A 26903-nucleotide genomic window follows, 5' to 3' on the forward strand; every position below is an offset into this window, starting at 1 on the left:
ATGGCCCAGAGCGAAGCAGACAGCGGCATCGAACTGACGATTACCGAGACCATCCAGGGGCTCGTCGAGTCGTACCGCCAGATGACGATTCCCCTGGAGCGGTACCTCTTCTTTATCCTGATCCCCTCCATCGTGTTCTTCCTCCTCTCGGCGGTGGCAGCCGTCCTGCTCGACCTGCCGATGATGGTCCGGGCGCCCATCCCGATGCTTGGCTTCCTGGCGATGACCTCCGCTATCTTCTACCCGAAGATACTGCTCTCACAGCGCAAGCGCGAGCTCAACAACCGCTTTCACCTCATGATTACCCACATGACGGTGCTGTCGACGACGAAGATCGACCGCATGGAGGTGTTCCGCACGCTGGCCCAGGAAGACGAGTACGGCGAACTCGCCATGGAGATGCACCGCATCGTCCAGCTGGTCGACACGTGGAACCAGAGCTTAGACGACGCCTGCCGCCGCCGCGCAAAGCAGGTGCCAAGCGAGGCCTTCGCCGATTTCCTCGACCGACTCGCCTACACGCTCGGGGCCGGGCAGTCCCTGGAGGACTATCTGCTCTCAGAGCAAGAGCAGATCATCCAGCACTACACGACGGTCTATCGCTCCTCGCTCGACAGTCTGGAGGTCATGAAGGACCTCTACCTCTCGATGGTCCTCTCGATGACGTTCGCGCTGGTCTTCGCCGTCGTCCTGCCGGTGCTTACGGGGACGAACCCGACGATGACCGTCAGCGCCGTCATCGTGATGTACATCTTCGTCCAGTCCGGGTTCTATCTCGCCATCCGGTCGATGGCGCCCTACGACCCGGTGTGGTTCCACCCCGAGGAGTACCCCTCGCCCATCGAGGAGCGCCTCGACAAATCGATGTACGTGGGTGTCGGGCTCTCGGCGGTCTTGCTGTTCGTCACGGTCGGCGGGATGTTCGGCGTCTCGCCCATCGCGCTCGAGGACATCTTCTTCTTCCTCGATTCGGTCCCCCTGCCGTTTTACGCCGTCGTCCCCATCACACCGATGATAATCCCCGGCATCGTCTTCCGGCAGGAAGAACAGCGGGTCAAGAGCCGCGACGAGGCCTATCCGAGCTTCATCCGCGCGCTCGGCGCGACCGAGGGCGCGAAACAGTCGACCACCGGCCAGGTGCTTCGCACCCTCCGCAAGAAGGACTTCGGGGCGCTGACCCCCAACATCGACGACCTCTATAAGCGACTCAACATGCGTATCGAACCGACCGCCGCGTGGCGCTTTTTCACCGCCGACTGTCGCTCCTATCTCATCCAGACGTTCTCGGAGATGTACCTCATCGGCCGCGAGATGGGTGGCTCGCCCAAACAGCTCGGTGAACTCATCGCCGCCAACATGAACCAGGTGCTCCAGTTGCGCCAGAAGCGCAACCAGGCGACCACGACGATGGTCGGCCTGCTGTACGGAATTACCGCCGCCTCCACCTTCGCTTTCTTCATCGGCCTCCAGGTCGTCAACATCCTCGCCGATATGTCCTTAGACCTCAATGCCGGCAGCCGACTGGACGTCAACTCCCTCATCAACACCAGCGTCTACAACATCCCACTCATCGAGTTCCTGCTCGTCGTCATCATCATGTTCTCGGCCATGCTGTCGGCCCTGATGATTCGAACCATCGACGGCGGCCACAAGGCCAACACCTACCTCCACTTCGTGTTGCTGTCCTGGATTGGCGGGGTGACGGGCACCTTCACGAAGTGGATGGTGTCGCAGTTTCTCTCCATCTGAGACCACTTTTTGCACCGTCGCTCGCGCCGCTTCGCGGCGCTCGCTCGGGCAAAAACGTGGGGAAAAATCGCTGCGTGCTCCTGCCGCGCCGCAAAGCGGCGCGTTAGTCCGCGCGCTGCGGTCGAACCTAGCTCGCTTTGCTCGCTCGGATGCTGTCATCAGCCTGCCCTCCCCCATCTTCGCTCGGGAACGCCGATGGCGTTCCACTCGCTCACGGCCACAGCAATCAGCGGCCGTACAGTAGATACGAGAGTGCCAGAAACGTTCCCACCGCACCGGCGGCAAACCCGAGGAGACCGAACAGATACTGGCCATCGCCGGCAGCTATCGACCCGGTTACGAAGCCGACAATCGCGCTGGCGAGGACCAGGACGGCGCCCGTCTGCCACTCGTTGACAAACTCGCCGAAAGATTGGCCGGACATGCGGTCATCTCCCAAACTAAGTTACAAATAGTTGCTGTCTCTCGACAGCGCAGACGCTCACGGACTCTGCAAAAGAAAACTGAGTTCGGAGTCTCCGAACCCTCGCGGCTTCGCCGCTCGGGTATCCGAGGTCGCTTCGCGACCTCGCTCGTCTCGCGGGTCACTTCGTTCCCCGCTCGACCTGTAAGAGACTTCTCGCTGCGCTCGAAGTCTCTCTAGTCGTCGGCAGGCGCGGCGCCGCCCTCGTCGTGCTGCATCTTCGTGTGGGTGAGCTTCCCGCCGGCGGCGAGGATCTCGCGCTCTCGCTCGGAGGCGTCGAGCGTGGCGCTCGCTTCCCAGTCACCGTTGATGGAGATGGTGAACTCCTCTTTGCCCGAGCGGACGGCCTCGGCGACATCGTCGACGATCTGGATGTCGTCGCCCTGCTCGATCTTCTCGTAGGTTTCGGCGTCGATTTCGAGCGGGACGATACCGAAGTTGAACAGGTTCGCCTTGTGGATGCGGGCGAAGCTCTGGGCACAGACCGCTTCGATGCCCAGATACATCGGACAGAGCGCCGCGTGCTCGCGGGAGGAGCCCTGGCCGTAGTTTTCGCCGGCGACCAGCACGCCGCCGTCGGCGTCCAGCGCGCGCTGGGCGAACGTATCGTCGATTCGCGAGAGCGTGAACTCCGAGAGCTTCGGGATGTTCGACCGGTACATCAGGATGTCCTGCGTGGCCGGCATGATGTGGTCGGTGGTGATGTTGTCCTCCATCTTCAGGAGGGTCTCACCGCCGACTTCGGTCTCCAGGGGGTCTTTCAGCGGCACATCGGCGATGTTCGGGCCCTTGATGAGCTCGTCGTCGACGGCCTCGTCGGGGGCGATGAGGTCCGATTCGGAGTTGCCGATGTACTGGTCGGGCATCTCCAGGCCGGGGGCCTCGAGGTCGCCGAGTTCGTCGGCGAGGTCGCGCGGGTCGACGATTTCGCCCTTGATGGCCGCCGCGGTGGCGACCTCCGGCGAACAGAGGTAGACGTTGTCGTCCTCGATACCCGAGCGGCCCTCGAAGTTGCGGTTGAAGGTCCGCAGCGACACCGAGTCGCTGGCGGGGACGTGGCCGATACCGATACAGGCACCACACGTCGCTTCCGAGAAGTTGACGCCGGCGGCCATCATCTCCGCGGTCCAGCCCTCGCGGGCCAGCATCTCGGAGGCCTGCTTGGAGCCGGGGGCGACAATCATTTCGGTCGTCTTGTCGATGTTGCGGCCCTCGAGCATCTTCGCGCCGGGGAGGATGTCCTCGTAGGCGCCGTTGGTACAGGAGCCGATCATCACCTGGTCGACGTCGACGCCCTCGACCTCGCTGACCGGGACGACGTTGTCCGGCATGGAGGGCTTGGCGATGAGCGGTTCGATCTCCGAGAGGTCGACGACGATCTCGTCGGCGTACTCGGCGTCCTCGTCGGGGCCGATTTCGACGTACTCGTCCTCGCGGTCGAGTCGGCTGAGGTAGTCTTTCGTGTTCTCGTCGGTCGGGAAGATAGAGGAGGTCGCACCGAGTTCGGTCCCCATGTTGGTGATGGTGGTCCGCTCGGGGACGGTCAGCGTCTCGACGCCGGGACCGGTGTATTCGAGCACCTTGCCGACGCCGCCCTTGACCGTCAGCCGGCGGAGCAGCTCGAGGATGACGTCCTTGGCGGTGCCCCACTCGGGCAGTTCGCCTTCGAGGCGGACGTTGACGACCTCGGGCATCTCGATGTAGTAGGCGCCGCCACCCATCGCGACGGCGACGTCGAGCCCGCCCGAGCCGATGGCGAGTTCACCCAGCCCACCGGGCGTGGGCGTGTGCGAGTCCGAGCCAAGCATCGTCTTGCCGGGCGCGGCGAAGTTCTCCTTGTGGACGTTGTGGCAGATACCGTTGCCCGGGCGCGAGAAGTGCGCGCCGAAGGTACCGGCCGCCGAGCGGAGGAAGCGGTGGTCGTCCGTGTTCTTGAAGTCGAACTGGTAGGTCTGGTGGTCGCAGTACTGCGCGGCCAGCTCCGTCTGGACCTCTTCGAGTCCAAGCGCCTCGAACTGCAGCCAGACGAGCGTTCCCGTCGTGTCCTGTGTGAGCACCTGGTCGATCTCGATACCGATCTCCTCGCCGGGGGTGAGTTCCCCTTCGACGAGATGGTCGTCGAGAATTTTTTCCGTGAGCGTCTGTCCCATAACGTCCGACAATCGACGGCGCGCGGGTATAAATCCCGCGTATCCCGCCCTATTTTTCATCATCCGTCACCAGCCGACGGTTGTTCCTCAGGGTTCGAACAGCAGTGTTTTCGCTGTGGCGGTGCCAGCGACGGTATGTTCAAGAGCGGGCAGTTCGTGGCCGAGCGCCTCGACGACCTCACTGGCGCACAGATTCAGCCAAACGGTGTCGACCTTCGGCTGGGTGCGGTGTACGAACAGGTCGACCCCGGCCGTATCGGCCGGGAGGGCAAGACTGTGGGTGACCGGCGCGAGGTCGAGCCCGAGGACGACGTCTACGCGCTCGACGTGGGCGGCTACGTCGTCGAGTACAGCGACCGCGTGGTCATCCCGGAGGGCCACGTCGGCTTCCTCTACCCCCGGTCGTCGCTGTTGCGGAACTCCTGTATGCTGGATACGGCGGTGTGGGACGCGGGCTATGAAGGACGGGGCGAGGGGCTGCTGGAGGTTCACCATCCAATCGAACTGGAAGCTGGCGCGCGCATCGCCCAGTTGGTCCTCGCCGAGGCGGCCCACGAGGGGACCTACGAGGGGAGTTATCAGGGCGAGAATCTGGACTAGCGAGGCGTGAACGAAGTGAACGCCTCGTTACAGACGAGCGGTGACCAGAGGGAACCGCGAGTAGCGAGGCGTGAACGAAGTGAACGCCTCGAGGTGGAACGGGGAGCGATAGCGAGGCGTCGACCGACGGGAGACGCCTCGAAAGCGAACGGTGAAACCGTGAGCGAAGCGACCCGTGGGCGCCGCGTAACGCGGTCGAAACCATGGTATCACCTGGCATACCGTGCTACGCATTTAAATACCATCGACGAGTAATATCGGCTGGTGGTGGCGACGTCGGGCGACTGGTGCCTCTGACAGCTCTCGTCTCGACTCGCCCCACATAGTCCGTTCGGCCGGCGTCGTTTGCCAGAGTTTTATATAAGTTGCAGTCGCAATCTGTTACGTGATAGTCACATTTCACATAGAGACAGGGTTCCTTCGAGAGGCCGCGGGGCGACTCCCCGACGGGGCCGTCTCGATACAGCGGCTGCACCGCACCGAGGGTGGCTGCCGGGCGGCAGTCTGGGTCGACGTCGCCGACCGTGACACCATCGACACGGCGCTGGCCACCGACGACACCGCCGGCCCGACGTCACATCTGGGGCCGGAGGCAGAGGGGCACTGGTACGTCATCACGACGGTTGACGAACCGCTCGATGCGATGAGTCGCGGGTTGCTGACCGCCGACGGGATGCTGGTGCGGGCCGACCTCATAGAGGACGAATGGGTCGTTCAGGCCCGGTTCCCCGACCGCAGTTCCTTGCTCACGTTCCGCGAGGACCTCGTCGCCGACGGCTTCGACGTGGAAGTCAAGCAGATGCGCGAGGACGAGGACGAGGCGTCGACGCAGTTCGGCGTGACCGACCCACAGCGGGAGGTCCTGCTGCTCGCGCTGGAGCGGGGCTACTACACGGTCCCCCGCAACGCCTCGCTCTCGGACCTGGCCGCACAGCTGGACATCTCCAGCCAGGCCGCTTCTGAGCGGCTCCGGCGGGGGACCCAGACGCTCGTCGCGAACACGCTGGCTGCGCCCGCGCGCCCGTCTATCGGGTCACACCAGCACTGAAACCGGAACACACAGGGGTCGTCGCCGACGGCAGCGACCTCAGGGGGGTCACCAGCCGCTGCTCCATCTCTCGGGTTGTTTCACGCTCTGAAACCGCTCGTACCACGTTATATGAGTAAGGTGTGTACATCTGCATATGAAATCGGAGAACGGAACAGTGTACATGATACGGGGTCACGACGACGACGAGTGGGTCAGCCCCGAACCTGCAGAGGCCGTCATCACCGAGGCGCTGTTCGACGCGACCGACCTCACCGAGGACGACATCGACTACATCGGCTCGTACGTCGACGCGGCGAAGCTGCGGGCCGTCGTCGGCGACGGCGACGACGACACGATCACGTTCGACGTCGAGGGCAACGAGATCACGGTGACGGCCGGCGGCGACGTGACAGTGGCCTGATCGCCATCCAGTACGCATATATTTCCACGCGGTGACCCGCCGGCTGTGACCCGAGTCGCGCTCATCGCCCACGACGACGAGAAGCCGACGATGATAGACCTCGTCGAAGCATACGAGGACGTTCTCTCGACGTTCGAGCTGGTCGCGACTGGCACGACCGGCCAGCGCATCGCGACCGAGACGAGCCTGGACGTCGAACGCAAGGAGAGCGGCCCCGTCGGCGGGGACACGCAGATCGGTGCGGAGGTCGTCGAGGGCGAGGTCGACGGTGTCGTCTTCCTGCGGGACCCGATGACGGCCCAGCCACACGAGCCGGACATCGGGGCCCTGATTCGTATCTGTGACGTCCACGACGTGCCGCTGGCGACGTGTCGGTCGGCCGGTGAGTACGTCATCGAGGGACTCGCCCGCGACGCCGACGCGGCTACTTAATCCCGGTAGTCGGGCCGCTGTTCGTACTCGATAGGGTCTCGCCCGGCGCCGTGGCCCACCTCAGGCGGTGTGGTCCGGGCGCCGGTCGTACTCGATAGGGTCTCGCTCGTCCAGTGCCTGGAACGCCCCCAGCCGGAACGCACAGGCGTCACAGGTCCCACACGCGGGTTCGTCGCTTCGATAGCAGCTCCACGTGTCTTCGTAGGGCACGCCCAGGTCCAGGCCGCGCTCGGCGATGTCGGTCTTCGACCACTCGACGAAGGGGGCCAGCAGTTCGATATCGGTGTCGGGTTTCGTCCCCACGTCGACGACCTGCTGGAACGCCTCGAAGAAGGCGGGCCGGCAGTCGGGATAGCCCGAGAAGTCCTCGCTGTGGGCACCGATAAACACCGCCGTACAGTCGCTGGCCTCGGCGTACGAAACGGCCATCGAGAGTAGATTGGCGTTCCTGAAGGGGACGTAGGAACTGGGAATCTCGTCGCTGTCAGTGTCGGCTTCTTCGACGGCCATCTCGTCGTCGGTGAGCGACGAGCCGCCGATCTGCTGGAGGTGGCTCGTCTCGACGTGACAGAGGTCGGCCGCGTCGACGTGGTCCGCGAGTGCGCGGGCACAGTCGTACTCGCGCTGTTCGGTGTTCTGGCCGTAACTCGTGTGGAGGAGATACAGCTCGTCGTAGCCGCGTGCCTGTGCCTCGTAGGCCGCCGTGGCGCTGTCCATGCCGCCGGAGGCGAGCACGACAGCGCGGTCGTTGGTGGTCATAATTGTCGGGAGTGGGTGTCTAGGTGCCCGGCGCGTCGTTCCAGAGGTCAACGTGGAGCCGCGGCGTGTACCGGTACCCGTACTCCAGGGCCAGGTCCGCGACGACGCGGCGGCTCTCGTCCAGCTGGTCGCGGGTCTGTCCTTCCGGCATCAACAGGACCGCCTCGTCGGGGACGGGCGCGTCGGCCGCCCCGCGTACGTCCTCGACCAGCGCCTCGATTTCGGTCATGTCCTCGGGTCCGGTGACGACGAACTTTAGCTGGGTCTCGTACTTCTCGACGAAGGTCGCCAGCACGTCCACGTCGAGCCGGCGGTCCTCGTGGCGGTCGGCCCACTCGCCGTCGCCCTTCGGGTCCCGCTCGGGGGTGGGCGTGCTCGATTCGAGTTTGGGACTCACGCTCGCCAGGTCGATAGGGGCGTCGGCGGAGATGGTACCGTTGGTCTCGACGGTCGTGTGGTACCCCCGGTCGGCGAGCGCCTCCAGCAGGTCCGCGCTTTTCTCGTGGACCAGCGGTTCGCCGCCGGTCAGGACGACGTGGTCGGCGTCGTACTCGGCCACCGCGGCGACGATATCGTCGACGCCGTACCAGTCGCCCGTGGGCTCCCAGGAGGTGTGATAGGAGTCACAGAACCAGCACCGGAGGTTACAGCCGCTCGTGCGGACGAAGACGCTCGGTACGCCGGCCAGTCGCCCTTCGCCCTGGAGCGAGCAGAACAGCTCGTTGATGGGGAGGTCACCTTCGGCTGCGTCCGCACTTCGCTCGACAGCCTCGTCCAGCCCGTCGGTGTCGCTGGCGACCGGCATCAGCGGGTACAGAGTTCGCTGGTCTCCCGAACCGTCACGCGCACGTCCGAGACGGTGTCCGGGAGCCGGTCGGTCAGCCGCGATTCCAGCACGGTGGCCATCACTTCGGCCGTAGGCGGATGGTCCAGCACCACCAGCGCGTCGCCGTCGCCGCTCGCCTCGAAGGCCTCGACCAGCGGGTCGCCGTCCTCGACCAGGAAGCGGTGGTCCCACTCGTCGATGACGCTCGTGACCTCGCCTTTGTCGACGACCCACCCCTCCTCGGTGAGCTCGCCCGAGAGCCGGACGGTGACCTCGTAGTTGTGGCCGTGGGGGCGCGAGCACTTCCCGTCGTGGTGCATGAGCCGGTGACCCGCCGAGATGCGGATGGGTCGGTCACCGCCGACGACGAGCGCTCGCTCACCCGCCGCGGCGACGGGGTCCGCCGACTGCGATATTCGCTGGGGCATATCCTGTGATTATCGGACGCCGACATAAGTCGTTCGGCAGGCCCGGACCGTGGGAGTTTGGCACAAACGATAGGACGATGGAGTCCACAGAGGCGTCTATGACCCGAGACGCCGTCGAGCAGGGGTTCGAGCGCTACCTCTCGGACCTCGTAGACGAGACGTACGAGGCCTTCGACGTGGCGGCCGTGCTTCGTGGGTCCCGAAGCGGCAGTTCCCGCGCGGTGAGCAAGCTCCTGAAGAACAGCCGGCCGCTGGAACGACACGTCGTTCGCCCGAAGCTCCGCGAGTACCAGCGGACCATCCTCCGGCAGTTCGACCCAGTGCTGGACTACGCCGCCGACACCGATTCGGACTTTGCGGCCTACGCCGACGAGGTGCTCGCCCGGGACCTCTACTGGGACACGCTCAGGCGGGATATCCGCGGGCAGCGCCGCGAGGAAATCAGGGAGCGGCTGCTGGCTCGCCAGCGGGCCTTCGGCGACGCCCTTGCGCCGCTGGTGGCGGCCGACAGCGACGACTTCTTCGGGGCTGTGGTCGCGGCCTACGACCGCGAGGCGGCGCTGTCGATGGTCGAGGAGCACTTCGTGTTCACCACGCCGCTGCAGGAGGAACGGGAGGCCTTCGCCTTCGAGCTGGCTATCGACCCCGGCGACGTCCTGGGCGGGCTCGCTCGCGCGCTCCCGAACCTGGAAGTCGACTTCACTGACGAGGCGCTGCGGTCGATGCGCCGGGCCGAGAAGCGGGTCATCCCGCAGGCGAAGACGGACATCGAGCAAGCCTACGAATCGTAGCTACTGACGGCTTTGAACGCCTCTTCGACGAGCGCCTCGTTGTACGTCCACAGGCCCCGGTAGCGACCGCCGTCGGTCTCGCGGGCGATGAGCGCGCAGTTCTGGGCGCCGCTGTCGCCGTCGTCGAACAGGATGAACCAGTAACGGTCCCGCTCGCCGTTTCCTGTGTGGAGCGTCAGCGGCGTGTCCGTGAGTGGGTCCCCCGTGACCCCGCCGGGGACGTACAGATGGATGTCGATATCGGTCGTCGACAGCTCCTGGTAGACGGTTCGCTGTGCCTCGAACGCGTCGGCGCGCTGGAACCCCGCGTGGAGGCGGCCGTGGCCGGTACGCCACGCCCGGTCTTCCAGCTCGCGGGACGTGGCAAGCAGCTGCCGGCGGTCAAGCGAGACGAAGACGGTGTCGTCGAGCAGTTCGTACACGATACGGTGTTTCCGGGCGAGCGAGTCCAGGTCCTCCGGGCGGCGGATCGGCGGGGTGAGAAAGGAAAGCAGGTCCGCGAGCGAGAGCGCCCCCTGGAACTCCCCGTTGTCTCTGACGATGACGAAGGCCTCGCTACTGATAGCCGGGAGCTGCCGGTGGTCGACGGTCAGGTTGCGCGTCGCCAGCACGTCCGCGAGTTCGCTCCCGCTATCGTCGGGCGCGTAGACGATGACCTGCTTTTGCCGGCTGGCGACGTCCGAGAGAATCCGCCCGAAGCTCATCAGGCGAGTTCGGTCTCCGCGACCGCCGAGTCGTACTCTCCGGCGAACGCCACCAGCTCCTCGATCGGCTCCGGATAGGTGGTGCGCGCTATCTCCTCGTCTTCGTAGGTGACGAGCCCGGCGTCGGCCAGCAGCGGGAGGTGGGCGTGGACGAGTTCTATCTTGACTTTCGCCCACTCGTCTGGTCCCGCGGGCCCGTCGGTGGTGCTCTGCCAGCCGACGAGGATATCGGTGAGTTCGTCCAGCGTCATCGCCGACTCGGCCGGCAACGCCGCCAGTAGACGGCGTCGTTCGCTGCTGGCCAGCGCCCTGAAGAGGTCGTCGGGCGGCGGGTAGTCGACGTCACTACTGCTGGCGGAGAAATCCAGCTCGGTCGCCTGGTTTTCCTTGGCGGTCATGGTATCGTTGTCTCCGTTTTGACTGACACCGCTAATATATGTTATTCAAAAAGAATTATTGGCTTACCGTCCTACTGGTGGCAGATAGTTACCGGCACTGCACCAGTACTGTCGCGCGCAGTCGGCACGAAGGAGGGTTTCTGAACGTCTTGGACGGATCGCCGATACCGCGTGTGATGTCACATATCTCACCGGAATGAACCGGTTACTGTGGCGTGCGCGCCCGAGGCGGTGGCGATTCGTCCACCCGCGGCCGTGTGACTGTGGGGCGCCCAGGCGCGACGCGGGTTGAGTCGAACGAATGGGCGGGCGTCCGGTCGCTAGTGTCGGGTCCGAACGGCTCGAACCCGGCGACAGCTGACTCGACGACTCGTACCTTCGACTCGCAGTGTCTCACCGGTGTCGGAACTCCGTTCGACCGCTCGGGCTACTGCCAGGCGTCGAGTTCGACGACGGCGTCCGAGGAGAGCCACTCGCCGTCGTGTTCGCTCTGCAGAATTGCGCGCTGGTCTTGCTCTTCGTAGCGTACTTCGTCCATCTGTACGTTATCCGTCGCGATATTGGGACTTGTCCACATCCCCTAACTAGTGGGGTAGCTCGCTGGCCGCTGGACCGAAACCGCATGGCTGCGTGCAAACGGCACAGCACCTGGCGGTGAGGGATTGCTCCCAACGAACCGCGAGCGGTCGCGAGGAGCGACAGCGGGCGGCGAGGGATTCGAACCGAGTGGAGACATTCCGGGTCACTCGCTCCGCTCGTTTCCCGGGCTGTGGCTCCCCGGGTTCGAATCCACGGGCCGTTTGCACGGCTCACTGTTGTTCGCGGTTTCACCGCTCACTACTCCGAGACGTTCTCCGGTCACGTCTCGCAATCGCCGGCAAACGGGCGGCGAGGGATTCGAACCCCCGACCATCTGGTCCGGAACCAGGCGTTCTGTCCACTGAACTAGCCACCCACGACCGCCACAGGAACACGAAAACGACGTCAGCTTACGGGGATTCGCTCGTCTCGAGAGTGAACTCCTCGGTGGGGTAGGCCACACAGGTCAGGCAGTAGCCGTCCTCCATGTCGTCGTCCATCAGCGAGTCGTTGTTGCTGTGGCGGATGTACTCCTCGGCGGGCCCGTCGGTAATCTGGCCCGCACAGGAGATACACTGCCCCTCGCGGCAGGCGTAGGGGAGGTCCCACCCCTCCTCTTCGCCGGCCTCGAGCAGGTTCTCGTTGCTGGCGACCTCGATGGTCTCTCCCTCTTTCGCGAACTCGATTTCGTAGTACTCGACCTCGTCGTCGGCGATATCGTCGGGGTCGAAGCCGGCTTCTTCCTCTTCTGCCTCGGACTCGCCGAGTTCGCCCTCGGCCTCGCCGGCCGGAATCGCCGCCGCGCTGCCGCCACCGATACCGCGGTTGTACGGCTCCGGGAAGTCGGTCTCCGGAACCGATGCGGCCCGCTGTTCGAGGACCTCCTGCGAGATGTCCTCCGGTGCCTCCCAGCCGGTCCCCTTCGCGTAGTGTAAGGCTACGACGATGAGGGTAAGCGTGAGCCCGGAGAGGACGCCTACGAGTGATACCATATCGGTGGCTTTGGAGTACTGATTTAATTAGCTGTTGTTTTTTCGGTCGCCGCAGTGTCCCGATACCGGTGCGGGGCCGGCATTCGCGAATCTGCGGTTCTCCTCACTCCCGCCGGGGAACCTCGTGGCGACCGAAGCCGTAGCGCAACCGGTTGGCGAGCCGTCGCGAGAAGCGGCCGTCGTCGGCCCGCGAGCCGAAGCGCTCACCGAGCGCCTGGTAGATGAGCGGCACCGGCACTTCCTGTTCCAGTGCCTCCTGGACGGTCCAGGTCCCGGTGGAACCGCCCTCGACTCGGTCGGCCACGTCGCCCAGGTCCGTCCCTTCCTCGCGGAACGCCTCCTCGCACAGTTCCAGCAGCCACGAGCGGATGACGGCGCCGTTGTTCCACGTGCGCGCGACGGCTTCGAGGTCGAGGTCGTAGCGGCCGTTGGCCAGCAGTTCGAACCCCTCGCCGTAGGTCTGCATCAGCGCGTACTCGACGCCGTTGTGGACCATCTTCACGTAGTGGCCCGAGCCGGCGGGTCCCATGCGGTCGTGGCCCTCGGGCCCGGTCGCGACGGCGTCGAAGACCGGGACGAGCTCGTCGTAGGCCCACTGCTTGCCGCCGACCATCAGCGAGAAGCCCAGCTCCGCACCTGCGGGTCCGCCGGAGGTCCCGCAGTCGAGATACGCCGCCTCGGTCTTCGCCGCTCGGCGAATCGAGTCCTCGAAGTGTGAGTTGCCCCCGTCGACCACGACGTCGTTGCGGTCGACGTGCGGTTCCAGTTCGTCAAGCGCCGCATCGACGGGGTCACCGGCGGGGACCATCAGCCAGATGCGCTTGTCGCCCGACAGCGACTGTGCGAGGTCCGGGATAGAGTCCGCCGGCCGTGCCCCCGCGTCGGCGGCGTCGGCCACCGCTTCCTCGTCGATATCGAAGACGACCACGTCGTGACCCGCGTCCAGCACGCGGTCGACGACGATGCGTCCCATGCGTCCGAGTCCGATGACGCCTAGTTCCATACTCTGGCCTCAGCGAGCGGGCAGGTAGGGATTGCGGTTCGGGCCGCCGGGCGGTACCCTTTCGACCCCGGCCACCCTCTCCCCGTCCATGGACGAACGGATACGGGACCACGCACGCACGCTCGTCGAGTGGAGCGCTCGAATCGAGGCCGGCGACGACGTCGTCCTCGAGGTCGGCGAGGGCGCTCACGACCTGGGTGTCGCCGTCGCCGAACAGCTCGGCGAGAAAGGCGCGAACCTGCTTTCGACGTACCGCTCGCCGGAGCTCCAGCGGGCGTACCTGCAGGCCCACGACGGCGCCTTCGAGTCCGACCCCGACCACGAACTGGCGCTGTACGAGGCCGCCGATAGCGTCCTGATTCTGAAGGGGTCGAACAACACTGCCGGCAGCGCGGACGTGCCCGGTGACGTTCGACAGGCCCACTCGAAGGCCCGCCAGGCCATCCGGGAAGCCCGGCTCGACACCGACTGGGTCTCGACCCAGCACCCGACGCGGGCGATGGCCCAGCAGGCCGGGATGGCCTACGCCGAGTATCAGGACTTCGTCTACGACGCGACGCTGCGGGACTGGGAGGCGCTGGCCGAGGAGCAAGCACGGCTGAAGGACATCCTCGACGACGGCGAGACCGTCCGTATCCGGAACGAGGGGACGGACCTCACGCTCGATATCACCGACCGCATCGCGGTCAACTCCGCCGCCAGCGTCGCCTACGACTCCCACAACCTCCCGTCGGGGGAGGTCTTTACGGCCCCCGCCGACACCGCCGGCGTCGTCACCTTCGACGTGCCGATGACCATCCAGGGCCGTCGCGTGCGGGACGTGAAACTAACCTTCAAAGATGGCGTCGTGGTCGACTACGCGGCCACACAGGGCGCCGACGTCATCGAGGAGGTTCTGGAGACCGACGGCGGCTCGCGCCGGCTGGGCGAGTTGGGCATCGGGATGAACCGCGGCGTCGACCGGGTCACCGACAACATCCTCTTCGACGAGAAGATGGGCGGCACCGTCCATCTGGCGCTGGGGCGGGCCTACGACGCCTGTCTGCCCGAGGGCGAGTCGGGCAACGACAGCGCGGTCCACGAGGACCTCATCACCACGATGGGCGAGGGCTCCCGGCTGGAGGTCGACGGCGAGACGGTGCAGGTCGACGGGCAGTTCGTGTGGGACTGAGCAAATCCGTAGGATTTGCGAGGGTCGAGAGACGCCGCTGGCGTCTCTCGGAAGTGAGCAACCACGGAGTGGTTGCGAACGCCGATGGACGGAGTTCATCGGAAGTGAGCGGAGCCGCAGGTGACGGGAACACCGCGGGACGCCAGCGCCGTCGCTCCGACGTATCTATTTAAATCCGCGAAAGGGGTGGGGGGTTGGGGGTGGTGGCACCCAAAGTGGGTGCAGTCGGTGCTTCGACAGTGGTGGTAAAGAAGGTTCCGGCCGAGGTGTTGCGATTTTCGTTACTCGGCTGACGAATTGTCCCCGCGGCGATAACACCTATGTGCCGCCACCCCATACCACTGCCCGTGACGACGGTGTCGTCGGACGGCGCGGACGGCGCCGCCGATATCCGTATTCGCACGGCGGAACGGGCGGACCTGCTGGCGATACACCGCATCGAGCAGTCGGTGTTCCCCCAGCCCTGGCCGTTCTCGGCGCTGGAGAGCTATCTGGGGGAGTCGGGCTTTCTCGTCGCCGAGACCGACACCGACGAGGCCCGCGTCGCCGGCTACGTCATCGCCGATACCGTTCCCAACCACGGGACACCGCTGGGTCACGTCAAGGACCTCGCGGTCCGCGAGGAGCACCGCCGTGAGGGCGTCGCGACGGCGCTCTTGCGTCGGGCGCTCTCCCAGCTCGAGTCGGTCGGCGCGGCCTCGGCCAAACTGGAGGTCCGGGCCGAAAACGAGGAGGCACTCCGGCTCTACCGCCAGTTCGGCTTCGAACACCGCAAGACCATCCCGAACTACTACAGCAACGGCGAGGACGCGCTGGTGATGGTCCGGTTGCTGTAGTCGTCGCTGGCTGAACACGCGATGCCCGCAGTCGAGCGGTCGCCGAACCCGACCCGATTTATGACGGCAGCCCCTCCACACAGCTACCATGGGATACGCCTGTCCAGTCTGTTCGGACCCACAGGCCGACGCCACGCATCTGGCGAACCACCTCGCCTTCACGGCGCTGACCGGCGGTGACGACCACGAGGCGTGGCTTGACGAGCACGTCCCCGAGTGGGGGCAGTTCGGCGAGACGGAACTGGCCGAGCGCGTGGTAGACCACGCCGAGGAGCGGGAGTTTCCGCAGGTGTTCGAGGAGAGCGGGACGGGCGAGCACAACCACGCCGACGACCTGCCGCCGGGGGCCGACAGCCACCGCGGCGCGGCGTCGGTGAGTGACGAGGACGCCGAAGTGCTCGCGGAGGCCCGCGAGCTGACGAAGGAGATGCTCGAGGACGGGGACGCGGCCGAAGACGAAACCCAGTAATCCCGCGAGTTCCTACGAGCGGGCATGGAGACCGAGGGGCAGTTCTCGCCGCCGACAGCTGCCGCGGCGCGTGACCGCTACGAGTCGCTGGGCTCGACCGCACAGGTCGTCGTCAAGGAGGTCGCCAAGGCGATGGGCCTCGACGCCGAGGCGTACCGCGAACGGGTCACCGGCGAGGTGGTCGAGACGGCCCGGGACGTGCTCTTTGCCGAGTCGCTCGCGGTGACGGTGGGGAGCCGCGAGGAGTTCGACGAGTGGCGAGAAGAGACGGACCAGGAGGTCGAGGTCATCGGTGCGGACAACGTCGACAACGTCGTCTGGCACGCGCCACCGTTCGCCGAGACGGCCGTCGCCGCGACCTACCAGTCCGAACGCGACGCCGCCGTCGGGACCCTCCGCCGGCAGGCCTTCGGTCGCATCTACAGCGAGGTCGTTTGATGCGCCGGGTCACCCGGAACTTCCTGCTGGCGATGGCTGTTATCGCCGTCCTCTTGCTGGCGCTGGGGGCCCTGCCGAGCTACCTCAAGAGCGGTGACCCCTACTACATGACCGCGACGCCCGTCGGCGAGGTCGGTAACGGCACCGCGAACGCGACTGGCGAGGCTGGGACCACTGCGACGCCCGGCGGGACCGCCACTGCCGCGACAGCCAGCGCCGAGAACGCGAGCGTCGTCGACGCGGGGACCCTCTCCGAGCGGCGCTACCCCTACACCACCGAGGCGCTGGAAAACGCGACCGCCGACACCGCGGGCCAGTCGACGGCCTACTACCGGGGGCCGGTCGGCATCAAGGGCGCTTTCACCCACTCGCCGTTCGACGAGTACGATTCGCTCGCCCAGCAGTACCCCGCGGCCGTCGACGGTGACGCTGTCCGCGTGAGTCACGACGGAACCGTTTACCGGCTGGCGGTGACACAAGAGCCATGAGCCGCGATCCGACCCACGAGTGGCCCGTCCTCGAGAGCAAGGCCGAATACGAGACCGGCTGGTACACCGGCGGCTACGACCGCGTGCGCCAGCCTGACGGCTCCGAGAAACAGTACTACTGGGCCGACTTGCCCGACGCCGTCGTCGTCGTCGCCCGCACCGGCGACGAGCTGGTATTCGTCGACCAGTACCGGCCGACCATCCGCCAGCAGTGTCTCGAACTCCCCGCCGGTATCGTCGAGGACGGTGAGTCCTACACGACCGCCGGCGCCCGGGAACTGCGCGAGGAGACCGGCTTCGAACCCTCGGGCGTCTCCCTTCTGGAGGAGTTCGACTGTGCGACCGGCGTCTTGCGTCATCGGCGAGGTATCGTCTTCGCCGAGGGGCTCACCCCGACCGACCAGGAGCTCGACGACAACGAGTTCCTCTCGGTGACCACCGTCCCCATCGACGATGCGCTCGACGTCGCCCGGCGCGAACCGGCCAACGACGCCACCATCGAGGGTGTGCTGCTGGCACAGGCCGAAGGGCTGCTGTGACCGACTCGGGCGACGAGGCGGATGGCGAGGCGGCGGATAGCGAGGACCCGGCTGCGGCGGCTGGCGACTACCCGCCCGGAACGGGCCGGCGGCACCGTGGACCACCGACGACCCCGCGTGGCCGGTCCACGAGACGGCCGTCGCTTGGGAGACGCCGTTCTTCATCGCCGGCCAGGACGTGGTCGAGCGCCCGTCCGGCGAGCGCGCCGACTACTACTGGCTGGAGCCGGCCGACGCAGCGACCGTCGTCGCCGTCGACGATGGGGACCTGCTGTTCGTCCGGCAGTACCGGCCCCGTCACCGGACGACGACGCTGGAGCTCCCGACCGGCGGTGTCGACCACGGGGAATCACCGCGACAGGCTGCTCGCCGCGAGCTCCGGGAGGAGACCGGCTTCAGCGCCGACTCGGTGACCCACCTCGAGTCGTACATCCCCTCGGGGTGGCTGCGCTATCACCGCCACGTCTTCGTCGCTGACGGGTTGACGCCCGGCGAGACCGAGCTCGAGGCCGGCGAAGCCATCGAGACGGTCCGGCTACCGGCGTCGACGGCCCTCTCACGCGCGCGGGCCACCGACGGCGAGGTGATGGAGAACGCGCTGACGCCCATCCTCCTTGCGCAGGCCGACGGTCTGCTGTAGTCCGGTGGGGATTTACTCTTTCGACCGCTACGCCTCGCACATGGACGGCGAAATCGGGAACGAAGAGATGCGAGAGCTTCTGGACGCGGACGGCGCGGAGATAATCGACATCCGCTCGCCGGCGGCGTTCCGGCGGGGCCACATCCCCGGCAGCGAGAACGTCCCGCTGCCCTCGCTGGTCGACAGCGTCGAGCAGTTCGACGACGCCGAGCGGGTCGTGACGGTCTGTCCGAAGGGGAAATCCAGCGTCCAGGCCGCACGGCTCATCGCTTCCTACGAGGGGTTCGACGGCCGCGTCGAGAGCTTCGAGCCGGGGCTGACCGGCTGGGAGGGCGGATTCGAGGAGGGTGACGGGGCGGCCAGCGACGGTGGGACAGACGAAGGGGCGGGCGCCGAAACGACGCACGCCGACGAAGGGGCGGGCGCCGAAACGACGCACGCCGACGAAGGGGCGGGCGCCGAAACGACGCACGCCGACGAAGGGGCGGGCGCCGAAACGACGCACGCCGACGAAGGGCCCGACGCGCCGTTTTGAGTTCGCTGGGCTCTATATTCTATTGGGGGCTGTTTCGTCCGCGGATGCTCGGTCCGGTAAACCGGTAGTATCAGGCGTTTCTCCAGGCGAACTGTGGGGGTCGCGATAGCTACCGGAGTTCGCTCAGCCGACTGCCAAGCACCTCTCGAATCGCCCCGCTGTCCCCGCCGATACGGACGAGCTGATACCCCGCGTCGATGGCCGCCTGGGCCGCCATCGGGTCGTTCTGGATGCGGCCGATAGGCACGTCGGCAGCGAGACAGGCCTCGAGCGTGCGGTCGATGGCCGCCTCGACGGCGTCGTCGGTGTCCGCGAGCGGCTCGCCGTCCGACAGCGACATCGAGAGGTCCGCCGGCCCGACAAAGGCAAAGCCCAGCTGGGGCACCGACAGGAGCTCCTCGATGTTGTCGACGGCGCGCTGGTTCTCTATCATCGTCCCGACCAGCACCTCGCTGTCCTCGCCGCCGACGAAGCTGTCGACGTAGCCCGCCCACTCGCCCGACCGTCCCACGCCGACCCCGCGGTCGCCCACCGTACCGTCGTACGCGAAGTAGGCGGCCTCGACTGCCGGGCGCAGCTGGTCGGCGGTCTCGATGCGGGGCAACAGGATAGTCCGTACACCGGCGTCCAGCACCTTCCGGACGAGGGTGGGTTCGGGCTTGGGCAGCCGGACCAGCAGCTCGATGCCGCCCGCCTCGGCGGCCCGCGTCAGCGCCGCCAGCGCGGTGCTGTCGTAGGGGCTTGGCCCGCCGTGTTCGAGGTCCAGCCAGACGTAGTCCAGGCCGACGTCGCCCATGATCTCGATGACCGTCGGCGAGTAGGTCGCGGCCGCGGCGCCAAAGACCGTCTCGCCCGATTCGAGCGCCCGTCGAAGCCCATTTTCGCTTCTCATGGTGTTCGCTCCGCAGTGGCGCTCGCTGGCCCACCGGGGCGCGCCACCGCGCCGGACGCGACGGTCCGGGGCCGCCCTGACCGGTCGAGACGCTGTCGGCACGTAGCCGCTGTGTGTGGCATAAACTAACATATCACTGGCGACGACTTAAAATGTAGCCCGAACGACCAGTCCGCCGGCTGCCAGGTCGGGGCGAGCGTGGCGCTGTCCCAAACCATAATGTGGCAGAAAATGTTATACAATTTATGAGTCACGCAGACAGCGCGCTCGCAACGGACCTCCTCGTCATCGGGGCCGGTCCGGGCGGCTACACGGCGGCGATTCGGGGCGCTCAGCGGGGACTGGATGTCGCCCTGGTCGAGCGGGAGACGGTCGGCGGCGTCTGTATCAACCACGGCTGTATCCCGGCGAAGTCCCTCATCCACGCCGCCGGGTTCCAGCGGGACATCCAGCACTGGAACGATATCGGCATCGAGACGGGCGAGGTGTCGGTTGACTTCGACGCCGTCCAGGCCTGGAAGGACGACGTCATCGAGCAGTTGACCGACAACATCCGCGCGGGGCTGGACGCCCACGACGTCCGGCTTCTGGGCGGGACGGCGCGCTTTCGGGACTCTTCGACCGTCGTCGTCGAGGGCGAGCGGGGCGACCGAACTGTCGAGTTCGACCACGCTATCGTCGCGACCGGCTCCGAGCCCCTCGAACTCCCCGGGCTTGGGTTCGACAACGACCGCGTCATCTCCTCGCGAGAGGTCCTCCAGCTCGATTCGGTGCCCGACGAGCTCGTCGTCGTCGGCGGCGGGTACATCGGGATGGAGGCCGTCACGAAGTTCGCCAAGTTCGGCTCGTCGGTCAGGGTCGTCGAGGCCCGCGACCGCGTCCTGATGATGTTCGAAGAGGAGGTCGTCGACACCATCCAGGAGACCAGCGAGATGTACACCGACGGCATCTACACGAACGCGATAGCCACGGGGCTGGAGTACGACGAGGAGGGCCGGCCGGTGTTACTCGTCGACCACGACGGCACGGAACGGCGGTTCTCGGCCGACTACGTCATCGTCGCGGCGGGGCGGGACACGACGGCGGCCCGGGACCGTATCGCCCTGGAGAACACCGACGTCGAGCTGACCGAGGCGGGGTACATCGAGACGGACGACCAGCTGCGGACGACAGACGAGAACATCTTCGCCGTCGGCGACGCCGCAGGCGAGCCGTTCCTGGCTCACGTCGCCTACGAGGAGGGAAAGGTCGCCGCCGCCGCTGCGGCCGGCGACGACGCCGCGCTGGGCACCGACTACCTCCCGTCGGTGATGTACACCGACCCGGAGGTCGCGGTGGTTGGAAAGAGCGAGTCCGAGGCCCGCAAAGCGCACGACGACGTGCTTGTCGGCCGGGTGCCGATGTCCACCTCCGGGCGCGCGCTCTCGGCGAACAAACCCGCGGGCTACGTGAAGGTAGTCGCGGCCCCCAATGGTGAACTGCTCGGCGCACAGATTGTCGGCGCCCGCGCCTCCGACACCATCGCCGAGGCGACGCTGGCGCTGGAACTCGACGCCACCGTCGACGACCTCAGGGGGACGGCCCACGCCCATCCGACTTTCCCCGAGGCGCTTGCGGACGCCGCCGCCGACGCCGTCGGAGAGTCGATTCACTCCCACTAGCGCCGTTTGGCCCTGCTATCTCACATCCGTGACTGCCGGCCTGCAGACCGCACACTGATTGCCACTTGCTAACACATCCAAACAGCTATGGACATTTAGCTTTATAGTCATATCATGCAGTCTACAGGCAACGAGGCAGTACGCATCGGACTGAACGGCTTCGGGCGCATCGGACGCACCGTCTTCCGGGCGGCGCTTCAGGACGACCGCGTCGACATCGTCGGTATCAACGACGTGATGGAAAACGAGGAGATCGCCTATCTGGCGAAGTACGACACGGTGATGGGCACGCTCGACGGCGTCGAACTCAGCGACGGTGAGCTGGTCGTCGAGGACCACGACTTCGCCGCGCCGCTGTACGGCGAGACCTCGCCGGCGGACCTCCCGTGGGACGACCACGACGTCGACGTCGCCTTCGAGTGTACCGGTATCTTCCGCACCCGCGACGACGCCAGCCAGTATCTCGAGGCGGGCGCCGACAAGGTGGTCATCTCCGCGCCGCCGAAAGGGTCGGACCCGGTCAAACAGATCGTCTACGGCGTCAATCAGGACGAGTACGACGGCGAGGACATCGTCTCGAACGCCTCCTGTACCACCAACTCCGTCACCCCGGTCGTGGACGTCCTCGACGAGCAGTTCGGCATCGAGTACGGCCAGCTGACCACCATCCACGCCTACACCGGCTCCCAGAACCTCGTCGACGGGCCGAGCGGGAAGCCCCGTCGCCGCCGCGCGGCCGCCGAGAACATCATCCCCACGACCACCGGCGCCGCGAAGGCGGTCACCGAGGTCCTCCCGCAACTGGAAGGGAAGCTCGACGGGATGGCCATCCGCGTCCCGGTCCCGGCGGGCTCGATAACCGAACTCCTCGTGAATCTCGAGGAAGACGTGACCGCCGGCGACGTCAACGCGGCGTTCCGCGAGGCGGCCGACGGCCACCTCGAGGGGGTCATGGGCTACACCGACGAATCGGTCGTCTCCTCGGACATCGTCGGGCTCCCGTTCTCGACGTACGTCGACCTCGACCTGACGAACGTGGTCGGCGGGATGACCAAGATATTCACCTGGTACGACAACGAGTACGGCTTCTCCAGTCGGATGCTCGACGTCGCCGAGCACATCTCCGAGACGTAAACCGAAGCTGCGGTCGGGGTGGGTGACTCGTGCCCGTCCGGGCCGACACCCGCGCTCTGTGTTACCGGTCGTCCTGACCGCCCTTCTGTATCGCGTCGTCGTAGATAACGCCGCGTTCAGCGTCCAGCGTCACCACGTCGCCCTCGGTGGCTTCGTCGGAGACGGTCGCGCCGGAGACCATCGGAATCGACAGCTCCCGGGCGACCACTGCCGCGTAGCCGGTCGTGCCCGCCTGGGCGTCGACGATGCCGGCTATCCGCCCGGTGTCACCGGTGAACTCCCCGTCGAAGTGTTTCGGCACACTGAGTATCGCACCCTCGGGCACGTCGTCGAGGTTCCCGTCACCGACCCGGTGGAAGGGCCCGGAAACGAGCCCCGGAACCACCGACTCCCCCCGGCCGACGGTCTCGGAGGCGACGTGGATTTTCAGCATGTTCGAGGTGTTGACCCCTTCGAGTTCCGTCATCATCCCCGAGAGGACGACGACCGTGTCGCCGCTCTCGACGGCCCCCGTCTCCAGGCCCGACTGGACGGCGCTGTTGATGACGGCACCCGCGCCCTCGGCGGTGTAGGGCGTCGTCGCGGGCGTGATACCCCACGAGAGGGTCAGTCGGCGCTGTACCTCCACGTTGGGCGTCGAGGCGACGATGGGAATCGACGGCCGGAACTTCGCGGCCTTGAGCGCGGTGTAGCCGGATTCGGAGGCGGCGACGATGGCGTCCGCGCCGATGTCACGCGCCAGGAACCGGGCCGAGCGAGCCAGCGCGTCGGCCCGCGATGGGTCGGCGTCCGGGACGTGCTGTTCGCGGTTCTCGCTGTACTCCGGGGCGTCCTCGACGTCCTGGACGATGTTGGCCATCGTCTCGACGACCCGCACCGGATGCTCGCCCATGGCCGTCTCACCGGAGAGCATCACGGCGTCGGTGCCGTCGAGCACGGCGTTGGCCACGTCGGAGGCCTCCGCGCGCGTGGGCCGGCGCGCAGTGGTCATCGAGTCCAGCATCTCCGTGGCGGTGATGACCGGGACGCCCGCCTCGTTGCACTTGCGGATGATACGCTTCTGTATCATCGGGACGTCTTCGAGCGGGAGCTCCACCCCGAGGTCGCCGCGGGCGACCATGATGCCGTAGGACGCCTCGATGATGGAGTCGATGTTGTCGACGGCGATGTCCCGTTCGATCTTGGAGATGATGGGGATGTCCGCCCCGAGTTCCTCGAGCGTCGACTCGATTTCGCGGACGAAATCCCCGTCACGGACGAACGAAGCCGCCACGAAGTCGACCTCTTTCTCCGCGGCGACCTCCAGTTCGGTCTGGTCTTTCTCGGTGACGGTCGGCAGCCCCAGTTCGACGCCCGGGACGATGACGCCCTTGCGCCCGCCCAGTTTCCCACCGTTCCCGACGGTCGCCGTGATAGTCTCGCCGTCGACCTCGTCGACGGTGGCCGCGATACGGGCGTCGTCCAGCAGGATGCGGTCGCCCGGCTCGACCGCGGAGATGTCGTGTGAGAGCCCTATCTCCTCCGGCGTGGCCTCCGTTCCGACGACGAACCGCACCGTTGACCCGTCCGTCAGCTGGATGGGTTCCGCAAGCGGTGCCGTCCGGACTTCGGGACCGGGGAGGTCGTGCATCACCGCGACCGGGGCCGCGGTGTCCTCGTCGACCTCGCGGACCCGGTCGATGACTGTCCGGCGGTCCTCGGGCGTGCCGTGGCTCGCGTTCATCCGGGCGACGGCCATCCCGGCCTCGGCCAGCCCGGTCAGCGTCTCCACCGAGTCCGAGGCGGGGCCGATGGTACAGACGATTTTCGCCGACCGCATCTCAGGCCTGCTCCTCGATGCGCAGCAGTTCGTTCAGCTTCGCGGTCCGCTCGCCCCCGACCGTTCCGGTCTTGATGAAGGGGGCGTCCGTGCCGACCGCGACGTGGGCGATGGTGGTGTCCTCGGTCTCGCCGCTCCGATGTGAGATGACCGACTCGATGCCGTGCTCGGCGCCGCGTTCGATGGCGTCGATGGCGTCGGTGACCGTCCCGATCTGGTTTGGCTTGATGAGGATGCTGTTGGCCGACCCCGTCTCGATGCCCTCCTGCAGGCGCGAGGTGTTGGTCACGAACAGGTCGTCACCGCAGACGAGCGTCTGGTCGCGGACCCGGTCTGTCAGTTCGGCCCACTCGTCGAAGGCGTTCTCGTCGAGCGGGTCCTCGACGTACTTCAGACCGTACTCGTGGACCATCTCCTCGACGTAGTCTATCTGTTCTGCGGTCGATTTCACGTCGTCGTCGTAGACGTACTCGCCGTCCTCGTGGAGCTCGGAGGCGGCCATGTCCAGCCCGAAGCCGATTTCGAAGCCCAGTTCGTCGGCGACGGTCGCGGTGGCGTCGTCGACGATGTCGAACGCCTTCGCGTCGTCGATAGGCGGCGCCCACGCCCCCTCGTCGCCCTTGTTCGTCGGGATACCCTCGGCCTGGAGCAGCTCCTTGATGTGAGCGTGGACCCGGGCGTTGGCGAGCACGGCGTCCTCGACGCTCGGTGCGCCGACCGGCACCGAGAGGAACTCCTGGATGTTGGTCGCCTCGGCGGCGTGGGCCCCGCCGCCGATGACGTTCCCCAGCGGCGTGGGGGTCGTGTTCCCGCGGAAGGTCCCGCCGAGATGGTTGTACAGCGGGATACCGATGCTGTCGGCGCCGGCCTTGGCGGCGGCCATACTGATGGCGACGGCCGAGTTGGCACCGATCTCCGAGAAGTTCGTGGTCCCGTCGGCCTCCCGTAGCGCGGCGTCGACCGCCCGCTGGTTCTCCGCGTCGACCTCGCTTACCAGGTTCGGGACCGCTTTCTCCTCGGCCCGCTCGATGGCGTCGGCCGCGTCCAGTTCGATGGCCTCGTGTTCGCCCGTCGACGCCCCGCTGGGCGCCGCCGCGCGGCCGAAGCCACCGCTCGTCGTCGAGACGTCCGCCTCGACCGTCGTGTTCCCTCTCGAATCCAGTACGCGTCGCAGTGTGATGTCGGTGATGCGTGTCATGGGTGCTCCGAACGGGAGCTGTGTGACCGGTCAGTGAGTATTACCACAGATGAATTTCACTCCCGCTGTCATTTACTTCAAACATCGCGATAAAAGGTGTTCCGGTGGTTCTGGTCCGGGACGGTCGCTTACATGACTCTCCTGCGGTGGGGCAGTGAGTCGGCATCGAGGCGGGTGGCGCCTCGCTTCACTCAGTCGGCGCTTGCTCCGCGGGTCGCGTCGACTCGCGGCTCCGCTCCCCGCGTCGCTTTCGAGGCTTCCTTCGCTGTGCTCAGGAAGCCTCGCCCTGCTCCACGGTTCCCGGTGGTCACCGTTCCGGTACGAGGGCTCGTTCGCGTTGCTCACTCGCCCTCGCTCACCACGTCCTCGTCGGTCGGGCCCTGCCCGTCGAACTCGGCGACGACCTCGTCCAGCCGTGCCGGGTCCTCGACGTGGGGGAGCCGTTCGTCGGCGGTCGTCGACTCGGCGTCGACGCCCAGCTTGTCACAGGCCAGGTCGGCCGCCGCTTCGGCCATCTGCCGGTAGGTGGTCAGCTTCCCGCCGACGATGCTGGCCATATTCTCGACGCCGTCGTCCGCGTGGTCCAGCAGGAAGAAGCCACGGGAGATACCGCGGCCGCCGCGGGCCTGCTCGTCGGGCGCGAACAGCGGTCGGATGCCCCACCAGGTCCGTATCTCGGGGGCGTCTTCCACCGGCGGGAGCATGTCCCCACACTCCGCTCGGGTCCGCTCGACCTCGGTCTGGTCGGTCTCGTAGTCGTCCGGGTCGTCGACGTCGACGCTCGTCGTCCCCAGTACCACCTCGTCCTCGTGGGGGACGACGATGTCGCCGTCGTCCGGGTCCCGACAGCGGTTCAGCACTGGGTCGAGGTCGTCGTACTCGACGGAGACCATCACGCCGCGGTTGGGTTGCATCTCGACGTCCAGCCCGGCCATCTCGGCCAGCCGTCCCGCCCAGGCCCCGGTCGCGCTGACGACGTAGTCGGCCTCGATGGTGTTGTCGACGCTGCCACCGACCTCGACGCCGGTGACCGTGTCGTCGTCGACGTCGATGCCCTCGACCGGCGCGTGGGTGTGGACTGTCGCGCCGTGGTTTCGGGCGTCGGCGGCGTTTGCCGCACAGAGCCGCGACGGGTAGATGACCGCGTCGGGCACCGTCATCGCCCGGACGGTCTCCTCGGCGAGGTTCGGGACCCGCTCGCGGGCCTCGTCGCCGTCTAGCTCCTCGACCGGGATGCCGATGTCTTCGCAGGCCGCCCGTTTCTCGTCGAAGTAGTCGGGGTCGTCCGCCTCCAGCTGGACGAACAGCCCCCCGGTGTCGCGGATGCACGCGCCCGCGATGTCCCGGAGTATCTCGTTCTCTTCGAGACACTCCTCGGCCCCCACGCGGTCAGCTTCGGCGTAGCGGGCACCGCTGTGGAGCAGTCCGTGGGAACGCCCGGAGGTCCCGCTGCCGATGCCACCGCGTTCGACGAGCGTCACGTCGACCCCGCGCAAGGCGAGGTCGCGAGCGATTCCAGCGCCGGTTGCACCGCCACCGACGACGAGTACGTCTGTCTCCTGTGACATACCTTGCAATTAGGACAATTGACATATCATTTTATCGACGCTGCTGCAACTGGTAGCTATCGGGCGAGTACGCCCGGCGCCGCCGCTCACTGGTCACGGAATGGTGGCTCAGTTGAACGTCTCGTCACAAGGGGCTCAGCGGGGGTAACTGTTCGTCATCGCCACCACTGTCTCGTTCACTTTCGTCGCT

At 66.6% G+C, this 26903-nt stretch carries 28 protein-coding genes, 1 tRNA gene and 1 pseudogene; 16 read left to right on the forward strand and 14 right to left on the reverse strand.

Annotated elements, in window-relative coordinates; all coding sequences use genetic code 11:
* Positions 1–1749: an archaellar assembly protein FlaJ gene (gene flaJ / locus P1K32_RS09605; RefSeq protein ID WP_276249516.1), complete on the forward strand. Its 1749-nt coding sequence runs from the start codon at positions 1–3 to the stop codon at positions 1747–1749.
* A 226-nt stretch (positions 1750–1975) separates the two neighbouring features.
* Here flaJ and P1K32_RS09610 read toward each other — a convergent pair whose 3' ends face one another.
* Together P1K32_RS09610 and P1K32_RS09615 are read right to left on the reverse strand one after the other, a co-directional pair.
* A complete protein-coding gene (locus tag P1K32_RS09610) occupies positions 1976–2173 on the reverse strand; it encodes a DUF8144 family membrane protein (RefSeq protein ID WP_276249517.1) in 198 nt (65 codons plus the stop codon).
* A gap of 215 nt (positions 2174–2388) precedes the next feature.
* On the reverse strand, positions 2389–4362 hold the full coding sequence (locus tag P1K32_RS09615; protein ID WP_276249518.1) for an aconitate hydratase: 1974 nt from the start codon (positions 4360–4362) through the stop codon (positions 2389–2391).
* A 135-nt stretch (positions 4363–4497) separates the two neighbouring features.
* On the opposite strand from P1K32_RS09615, the gene P1K32_RS09620 reads away from it, so the two are divergent.
* The 4 genes from P1K32_RS09620 to P1K32_RS09635 all read left to right on the forward strand — a co-directional run bounded on the left by P1K32_RS09620 (position 4498) and on the right by P1K32_RS09635 (position 6845).
* Positions 4498–4962: a deoxyuridine 5'-triphosphate nucleotidohydrolase gene (locus tag P1K32_RS09620; RefSeq protein ID WP_276249519.1), complete on the forward strand. Its 465-nt coding sequence runs from the start codon at positions 4498–4500 to the stop codon at positions 4960–4962.
* Between the two features lie 385 nt (positions 4963–5347).
* Complete coding sequence (locus tag P1K32_RS09625; RefSeq protein ID WP_276249520.1) at positions 5348–6010, forward strand: helix-turn-helix domain-containing protein; 663 nt, start codon at positions 5348–5350, stop codon at positions 6008–6010.
* 136 nt (positions 6011–6146) lie between these two features.
* Complete coding sequence (locus P1K32_RS09630; RefSeq protein WP_276249521.1) at positions 6147–6413, forward strand: HalOD1 output domain-containing protein; 267 nt, start codon at positions 6147–6149, stop codon at positions 6411–6413.
* 45 nt (positions 6414–6458) lie between these two features.
* Complete coding sequence (locus tag P1K32_RS09635; protein WP_276249522.1) at positions 6459–6845, forward strand: methylglyoxal synthase; 387 nt, start codon at positions 6459–6461, stop codon at positions 6843–6845.
* Between the two features lie 60 nt (positions 6846–6905).
* Here the strand turns inward: P1K32_RS09635 and queC are convergent, their stop codons facing one another.
* From queC to P1K32_RS09650, 3 genes are read right to left on the reverse strand one after another with little or no spacing between them, the layout of a single operon-like run.
* A complete protein-coding gene (gene queC, locus P1K32_RS09640) occupies positions 6906–7604 on the reverse strand; it encodes a 7-cyano-7-deazaguanine synthase QueC (protein WP_276249523.1) in 699 nt (232 codons plus the stop codon).
* Positions 7605–7623: 19 nt separating this feature from the next.
* Positions 7624–8409 carry a 7-carboxy-7-deazaguanine synthase QueE gene (locus tag P1K32_RS09645; protein ID WP_276249524.1) on the reverse strand — a complete coding sequence of 262 codons (786 nt, stop codon included), beginning with the start codon at positions 8407–8409 and terminating at the stop codon, positions 7624–7626.
* The gene (locus P1K32_RS09650; RefSeq protein ID WP_276249525.1) at positions 8409–8858 is read right to left on the reverse strand and encodes a 6-pyruvoyl trahydropterin synthase family protein; all 450 of its coding nucleotides are present in this window, start codon (positions 8856–8858) and stop codon (positions 8409–8411) included. Before P1K32_RS09650 ends, P1K32_RS09645 begins: the two co-directional genes overlap by 1 nt.
* Positions 8859–8956: 98 nt before the next feature.
* On the opposite strand from P1K32_RS09650, the gene P1K32_RS09655 reads away from it, so the two are divergent.
* Positions 8957–9649, forward strand: a complete 693-nt coding sequence (locus P1K32_RS09655; protein WP_276249526.1) for a hypothetical protein — start codon at positions 8957–8959, stop codon at positions 9647–9649.
* On the opposite strand, the gene P1K32_RS09660 is transcribed toward P1K32_RS09655, so the two are convergent.
* The 5 genes from P1K32_RS09660 to gnd all read right to left on the reverse strand — a co-directional run bounded on the left by P1K32_RS09660 (position 9637) and on the right by gnd (position 13325).
* Positions 9637–10353: a DICT sensory domain-containing protein gene (locus P1K32_RS09660; protein ID WP_276249527.1), complete on the reverse strand. Its 717-nt coding sequence runs from the start codon at positions 10351–10353 to the stop codon at positions 9637–9639. The genes P1K32_RS09655 and P1K32_RS09660 overlap by 13 nt on opposite strands.
* On the reverse strand, positions 10353–10751 hold the full coding sequence (locus P1K32_RS09665) for an ArsR/SmtB family transcription factor (protein WP_276249528.1): 399 nt from the start codon (positions 10749–10751) through the stop codon (positions 10353–10355). The genes P1K32_RS09660 and P1K32_RS09665 overlap by 1 nt, the downstream gene beginning before the upstream one ends.
* Positions 10752–11633: 882 nt before the next feature.
* Positions 11634–11706: transfer RNA gene (locus P1K32_RS09670), tRNA-Arg, on the reverse strand.
* A 34-nt stretch (positions 11707–11740) separates the two neighbouring features.
* A complete protein-coding gene (locus tag P1K32_RS09675; protein ID WP_276249529.1) occupies positions 11741–12322 on the reverse strand; it encodes a 2Fe-2S iron-sulfur cluster-binding protein in 582 nt (193 codons plus the stop codon).
* Between the two features lie 103 nt (positions 12323–12425).
* Entirely contained in the window at positions 12426–13325 is a 900-nt protein-coding gene (gnd, locus tag P1K32_RS09680; RefSeq protein WP_276249530.1) for a phosphogluconate dehydrogenase (NAD(+)-dependent, decarboxylating), read from the reverse strand.
* Between the two features lie 88 nt (positions 13326–13413).
* Here gnd and P1K32_RS09685 point away from each other — a divergent pair, with 88 nt between their 5' ends.
* From P1K32_RS09685 to P1K32_RS09720, 8 genes and pseudogenes are all read left to right on the forward strand, one after another.
* Positions 13414–14496, forward strand: a complete 1083-nt coding sequence (locus P1K32_RS09685) for an aminopeptidase (protein WP_276249531.1) — start codon at positions 13414–13416, stop codon at positions 14494–14496.
* A gap of 347 nt (positions 14497–14843) precedes the next feature.
* Positions 14844–15332 carry a ribosomal protein S18-alanine N-acetyltransferase gene (gene rimI, locus P1K32_RS09690; RefSeq protein ID WP_276249532.1) on the forward strand — a complete coding sequence of 163 codons (489 nt, stop codon included), beginning with the start codon at positions 14844–14846 and terminating at the stop codon, positions 15330–15332.
* Positions 15333–15420: 88 nt separating this feature from the next.
* Positions 15421–15801 carry a DUF5810 domain-containing protein gene (locus P1K32_RS09695; RefSeq protein ID WP_276249533.1) on the forward strand — a complete coding sequence of 127 codons (381 nt, stop codon included), beginning with the start codon at positions 15421–15423 and terminating at the stop codon, positions 15799–15801.
* A gap of 24 nt (positions 15802–15825) precedes the next feature.
* Entirely contained in the window at positions 15826–16239 is a 414-nt protein-coding gene (locus P1K32_RS09700; protein WP_276249534.1) for a DUF5809 family protein, read from the forward strand.
* Positions 16239–16727 (forward strand): hypothetical protein, encoded by a 489-nt coding sequence (locus P1K32_RS09705; protein WP_276249535.1) that lies wholly within the window; start codon positions 16239–16241, stop codon positions 16725–16727. The genes P1K32_RS09700 and P1K32_RS09705 overlap by 1 nt, the downstream gene beginning before the upstream one ends.
* Positions 16724–17266 (forward strand): NUDIX hydrolase, encoded by a 543-nt coding sequence (locus tag P1K32_RS09710; RefSeq protein WP_276249536.1) that lies wholly within the window; start codon positions 16724–16726, stop codon positions 17264–17266. Before P1K32_RS09705 ends, P1K32_RS09710 begins: the two co-directional genes overlap by 4 nt.
* A gap of 178 nt (positions 17267–17444) precedes the next feature.
* Positions 17445–17906 (forward strand): NUDIX hydrolase, encoded by a 462-nt coding sequence (locus tag P1K32_RS09715; protein WP_276249537.1) that lies wholly within the window; start codon positions 17445–17447, stop codon positions 17904–17906.
* A gap of 40 nt (positions 17907–17946) precedes the next feature.
* Positions 17947–18300, forward strand: a pseudogene (locus tag P1K32_RS09720) (rhodanese-like domain-containing protein); the annotation flags it as partial.
* A 250-nt stretch (positions 18301–18550) separates the two neighbouring features.
* Here the strand turns inward: P1K32_RS09720 and P1K32_RS09725 are convergent.
* Positions 18551–19333: an HpcH/HpaI aldolase family protein gene (locus tag P1K32_RS09725; protein WP_276249538.1), complete on the reverse strand. Its 783-nt coding sequence runs from the start codon at positions 19331–19333 to the stop codon at positions 18551–18553.
* A gap of 245 nt (positions 19334–19578) precedes the next feature.
* On the opposite strand from P1K32_RS09725, the gene lpdA reads away from it, so the two are divergent.
* On the forward strand, positions 19579–20994 hold the full coding sequence (gene lpdA / locus P1K32_RS09730) for a dihydrolipoyl dehydrogenase (protein WP_276249539.1): 1416 nt from the start codon (positions 19579–19581) through the stop codon (positions 20992–20994).
* A 114-nt stretch (positions 20995–21108) separates the two neighbouring features.
* On the forward strand, positions 21109–22128 hold the full coding sequence (gene gap, locus P1K32_RS09735) for a type I glyceraldehyde-3-phosphate dehydrogenase (protein ID WP_276249540.1): 1020 nt from the start codon (positions 21109–21111) through the stop codon (positions 22126–22128).
* Positions 22129–22189: 61 nt separating this feature from the next.
* Here the strand turns inward: gap and pyk are convergent, their stop codons facing one another.
* The 3 genes from pyk to P1K32_RS09750 form a co-directional block, all read right to left on the reverse strand.
* Positions 22190–23947, reverse strand: coding sequence for a pyruvate kinase (pyk, locus tag P1K32_RS09740; protein WP_276249541.1), 1758 nt, complete (start codon positions 23945–23947; stop codon positions 22190–22192).
* A gap of 1 nt (position 23948) precedes the next feature.
* A complete protein-coding gene (eno, locus tag P1K32_RS09745; protein ID WP_276249542.1) occupies positions 23949–25145 on the reverse strand; it encodes a phosphopyruvate hydratase in 1197 nt (398 codons plus the stop codon).
* A gap of 341 nt (positions 25146–25486) precedes the next feature.
* On the reverse strand, positions 25487–26713 hold the full coding sequence (locus tag P1K32_RS09750; RefSeq protein ID WP_276249543.1) for an FAD-dependent oxidoreductase: 1227 nt from the start codon (positions 26711–26713) through the stop codon (positions 25487–25489).
* Positions 26714–26903 lie beyond the last annotated feature (190 nt).

It is taken from the genome of Haloarcula rara (genome assembly GCF_029338235.1).
GTDB classification, from domain to species: domain Archaea; phylum Halobacteriota; class Halobacteria; order Halobacteriales; family Haloarculaceae; genus Haloarcula; species Haloarcula rara.

Bases quoted from the DNA above. Each gene is read 5' to 3' on its own strand.
- P1K32_RS09725 (WP_276249538.1), bottom strand. From the start codon at position 19,333: ATGAGAAGCGAAAATGGGCTTCGACGGGCGCTCGAATCGGGCGAGACG.
- P1K32_RS09615 (WP_276249518.1), bottom strand. From the start codon at position 4,362: ATGGGACAGACGCTCACGGAAAAAATTCTCGACGACCATCTCGTCGAA.
- P1K32_RS09750 (WP_276249543.1), bottom strand. From the start codon at position 26,713: ATGTCACAGGAGACAGACGTACTCGTCGTCGGTGGCGGTGCAACCGGC.
- P1K32_RS09665 (WP_276249528.1), bottom strand. From the start codon at position 10,751: ATGACCGCCAAGGAAAACCAGGCGACCGAGCTGGATTTCTCCGCCAGC.
- eno (WP_276249542.1), bottom strand. From the start codon at position 25,145: ATGACACGCATCACCGACATCACACTGCGACGCGTACTGGATTCGAGA.
- gnd (WP_276249530.1), bottom strand. From the start codon at position 13,325: ATGGAACTAGGCGTCATCGGACTCGGACGCATGGGACGCATCGTCGTC.
- P1K32_RS09705 (WP_276249535.1), top strand. From the start codon at position 16,239: ATGCGCCGGGTCACCCGGAACTTCCTGCTGGCGATGGCTGTTATCGCC.
- queC (WP_276249523.1), bottom strand. From the start codon at position 7,604: ATGACCACCAACGACCGCGCTGTCGTGCTCGCCTCCGGCGGCATGGAC.
- P1K32_RS09620 (WP_276249519.1), top strand. From the start codon at position 4,498: ATGTTCAAGAGCGGGCAGTTCGTGGCCGAGCGCCTCGACGACCTCACT.
- gap (WP_276249540.1), top strand. From the start codon at position 21,109: ATGCAGTCTACAGGCAACGAGGCAGTACGCATCGGACTGAACGGCTTC.
- P1K32_RS09675 (WP_276249529.1), bottom strand. From the start codon at position 12,322: ATGGTATCACTCGTAGGCGTCCTCTCCGGGCTCACGCTTACCCTCATC.
- pyk (WP_276249541.1), bottom strand. From the start codon at position 23,947: ATGCGGTCGGCGAAAATCGTCTGTACCATCGGCCCCGCCTCGGACTCG.
- P1K32_RS09710 (WP_276249536.1), top strand. From the start codon at position 16,724: ATGAGCCGCGATCCGACCCACGAGTGGCCCGTCCTCGAGAGCAAGGCC.
- P1K32_RS09695 (WP_276249533.1), top strand. From the start codon at position 15,421: ATGGGATACGCCTGTCCAGTCTGTTCGGACCCACAGGCCGACGCCACG.
- P1K32_RS09700 (WP_276249534.1), top strand. From the start codon at position 15,826: ATGGAGACCGAGGGGCAGTTCTCGCCGCCGACAGCTGCCGCGGCGCGT.
- P1K32_RS09655 (WP_276249526.1), top strand. From the start codon at position 8,957: ATGACCCGAGACGCCGTCGAGCAGGGGTTCGAGCGCTACCTCTCGGAC.
- flaJ (WP_276249516.1), top strand. From the start codon at position 1: ATGGCCCAGAGCGAAGCAGACAGCGGCATCGAACTGACGATTACCGAG.
- P1K32_RS09660 (WP_276249527.1), bottom strand. From the start codon at position 10,353: ATGAGCTTCGGGCGGATTCTCTCGGACGTCGCCAGCCGGCAAAAGCAG.
- P1K32_RS09645 (WP_276249524.1), bottom strand. From the start codon at position 8,409: ATGCCGGTCGCCAGCGACACCGACGGGCTGGACGAGGCTGTCGAGCGA.
- P1K32_RS09610 (WP_276249517.1), bottom strand. From the start codon at position 2,173: ATGTCCGGCCAATCTTTCGGCGAGTTTGTCAACGAGTGGCAGACGGGC.
- P1K32_RS09630 (WP_276249521.1), top strand. From the start codon at position 6,147: ATGAAATCGGAGAACGGAACAGTGTACATGATACGGGGTCACGACGAC.
- P1K32_RS09685 (WP_276249531.1), top strand. From the start codon at position 13,414: ATGGACGAACGGATACGGGACCACGCACGCACGCTCGTCGAGTGGAGC.
- P1K32_RS09650 (WP_276249525.1), bottom strand. From the start codon at position 8,858: ATGCCCCAGCGAATATCGCAGTCGGCGGACCCCGTCGCCGCGGCGGGT.
- lpdA (WP_276249539.1), top strand. From the start codon at position 19,579: ATGAGTCACGCAGACAGCGCGCTCGCAACGGACCTCCTCGTCATCGGG.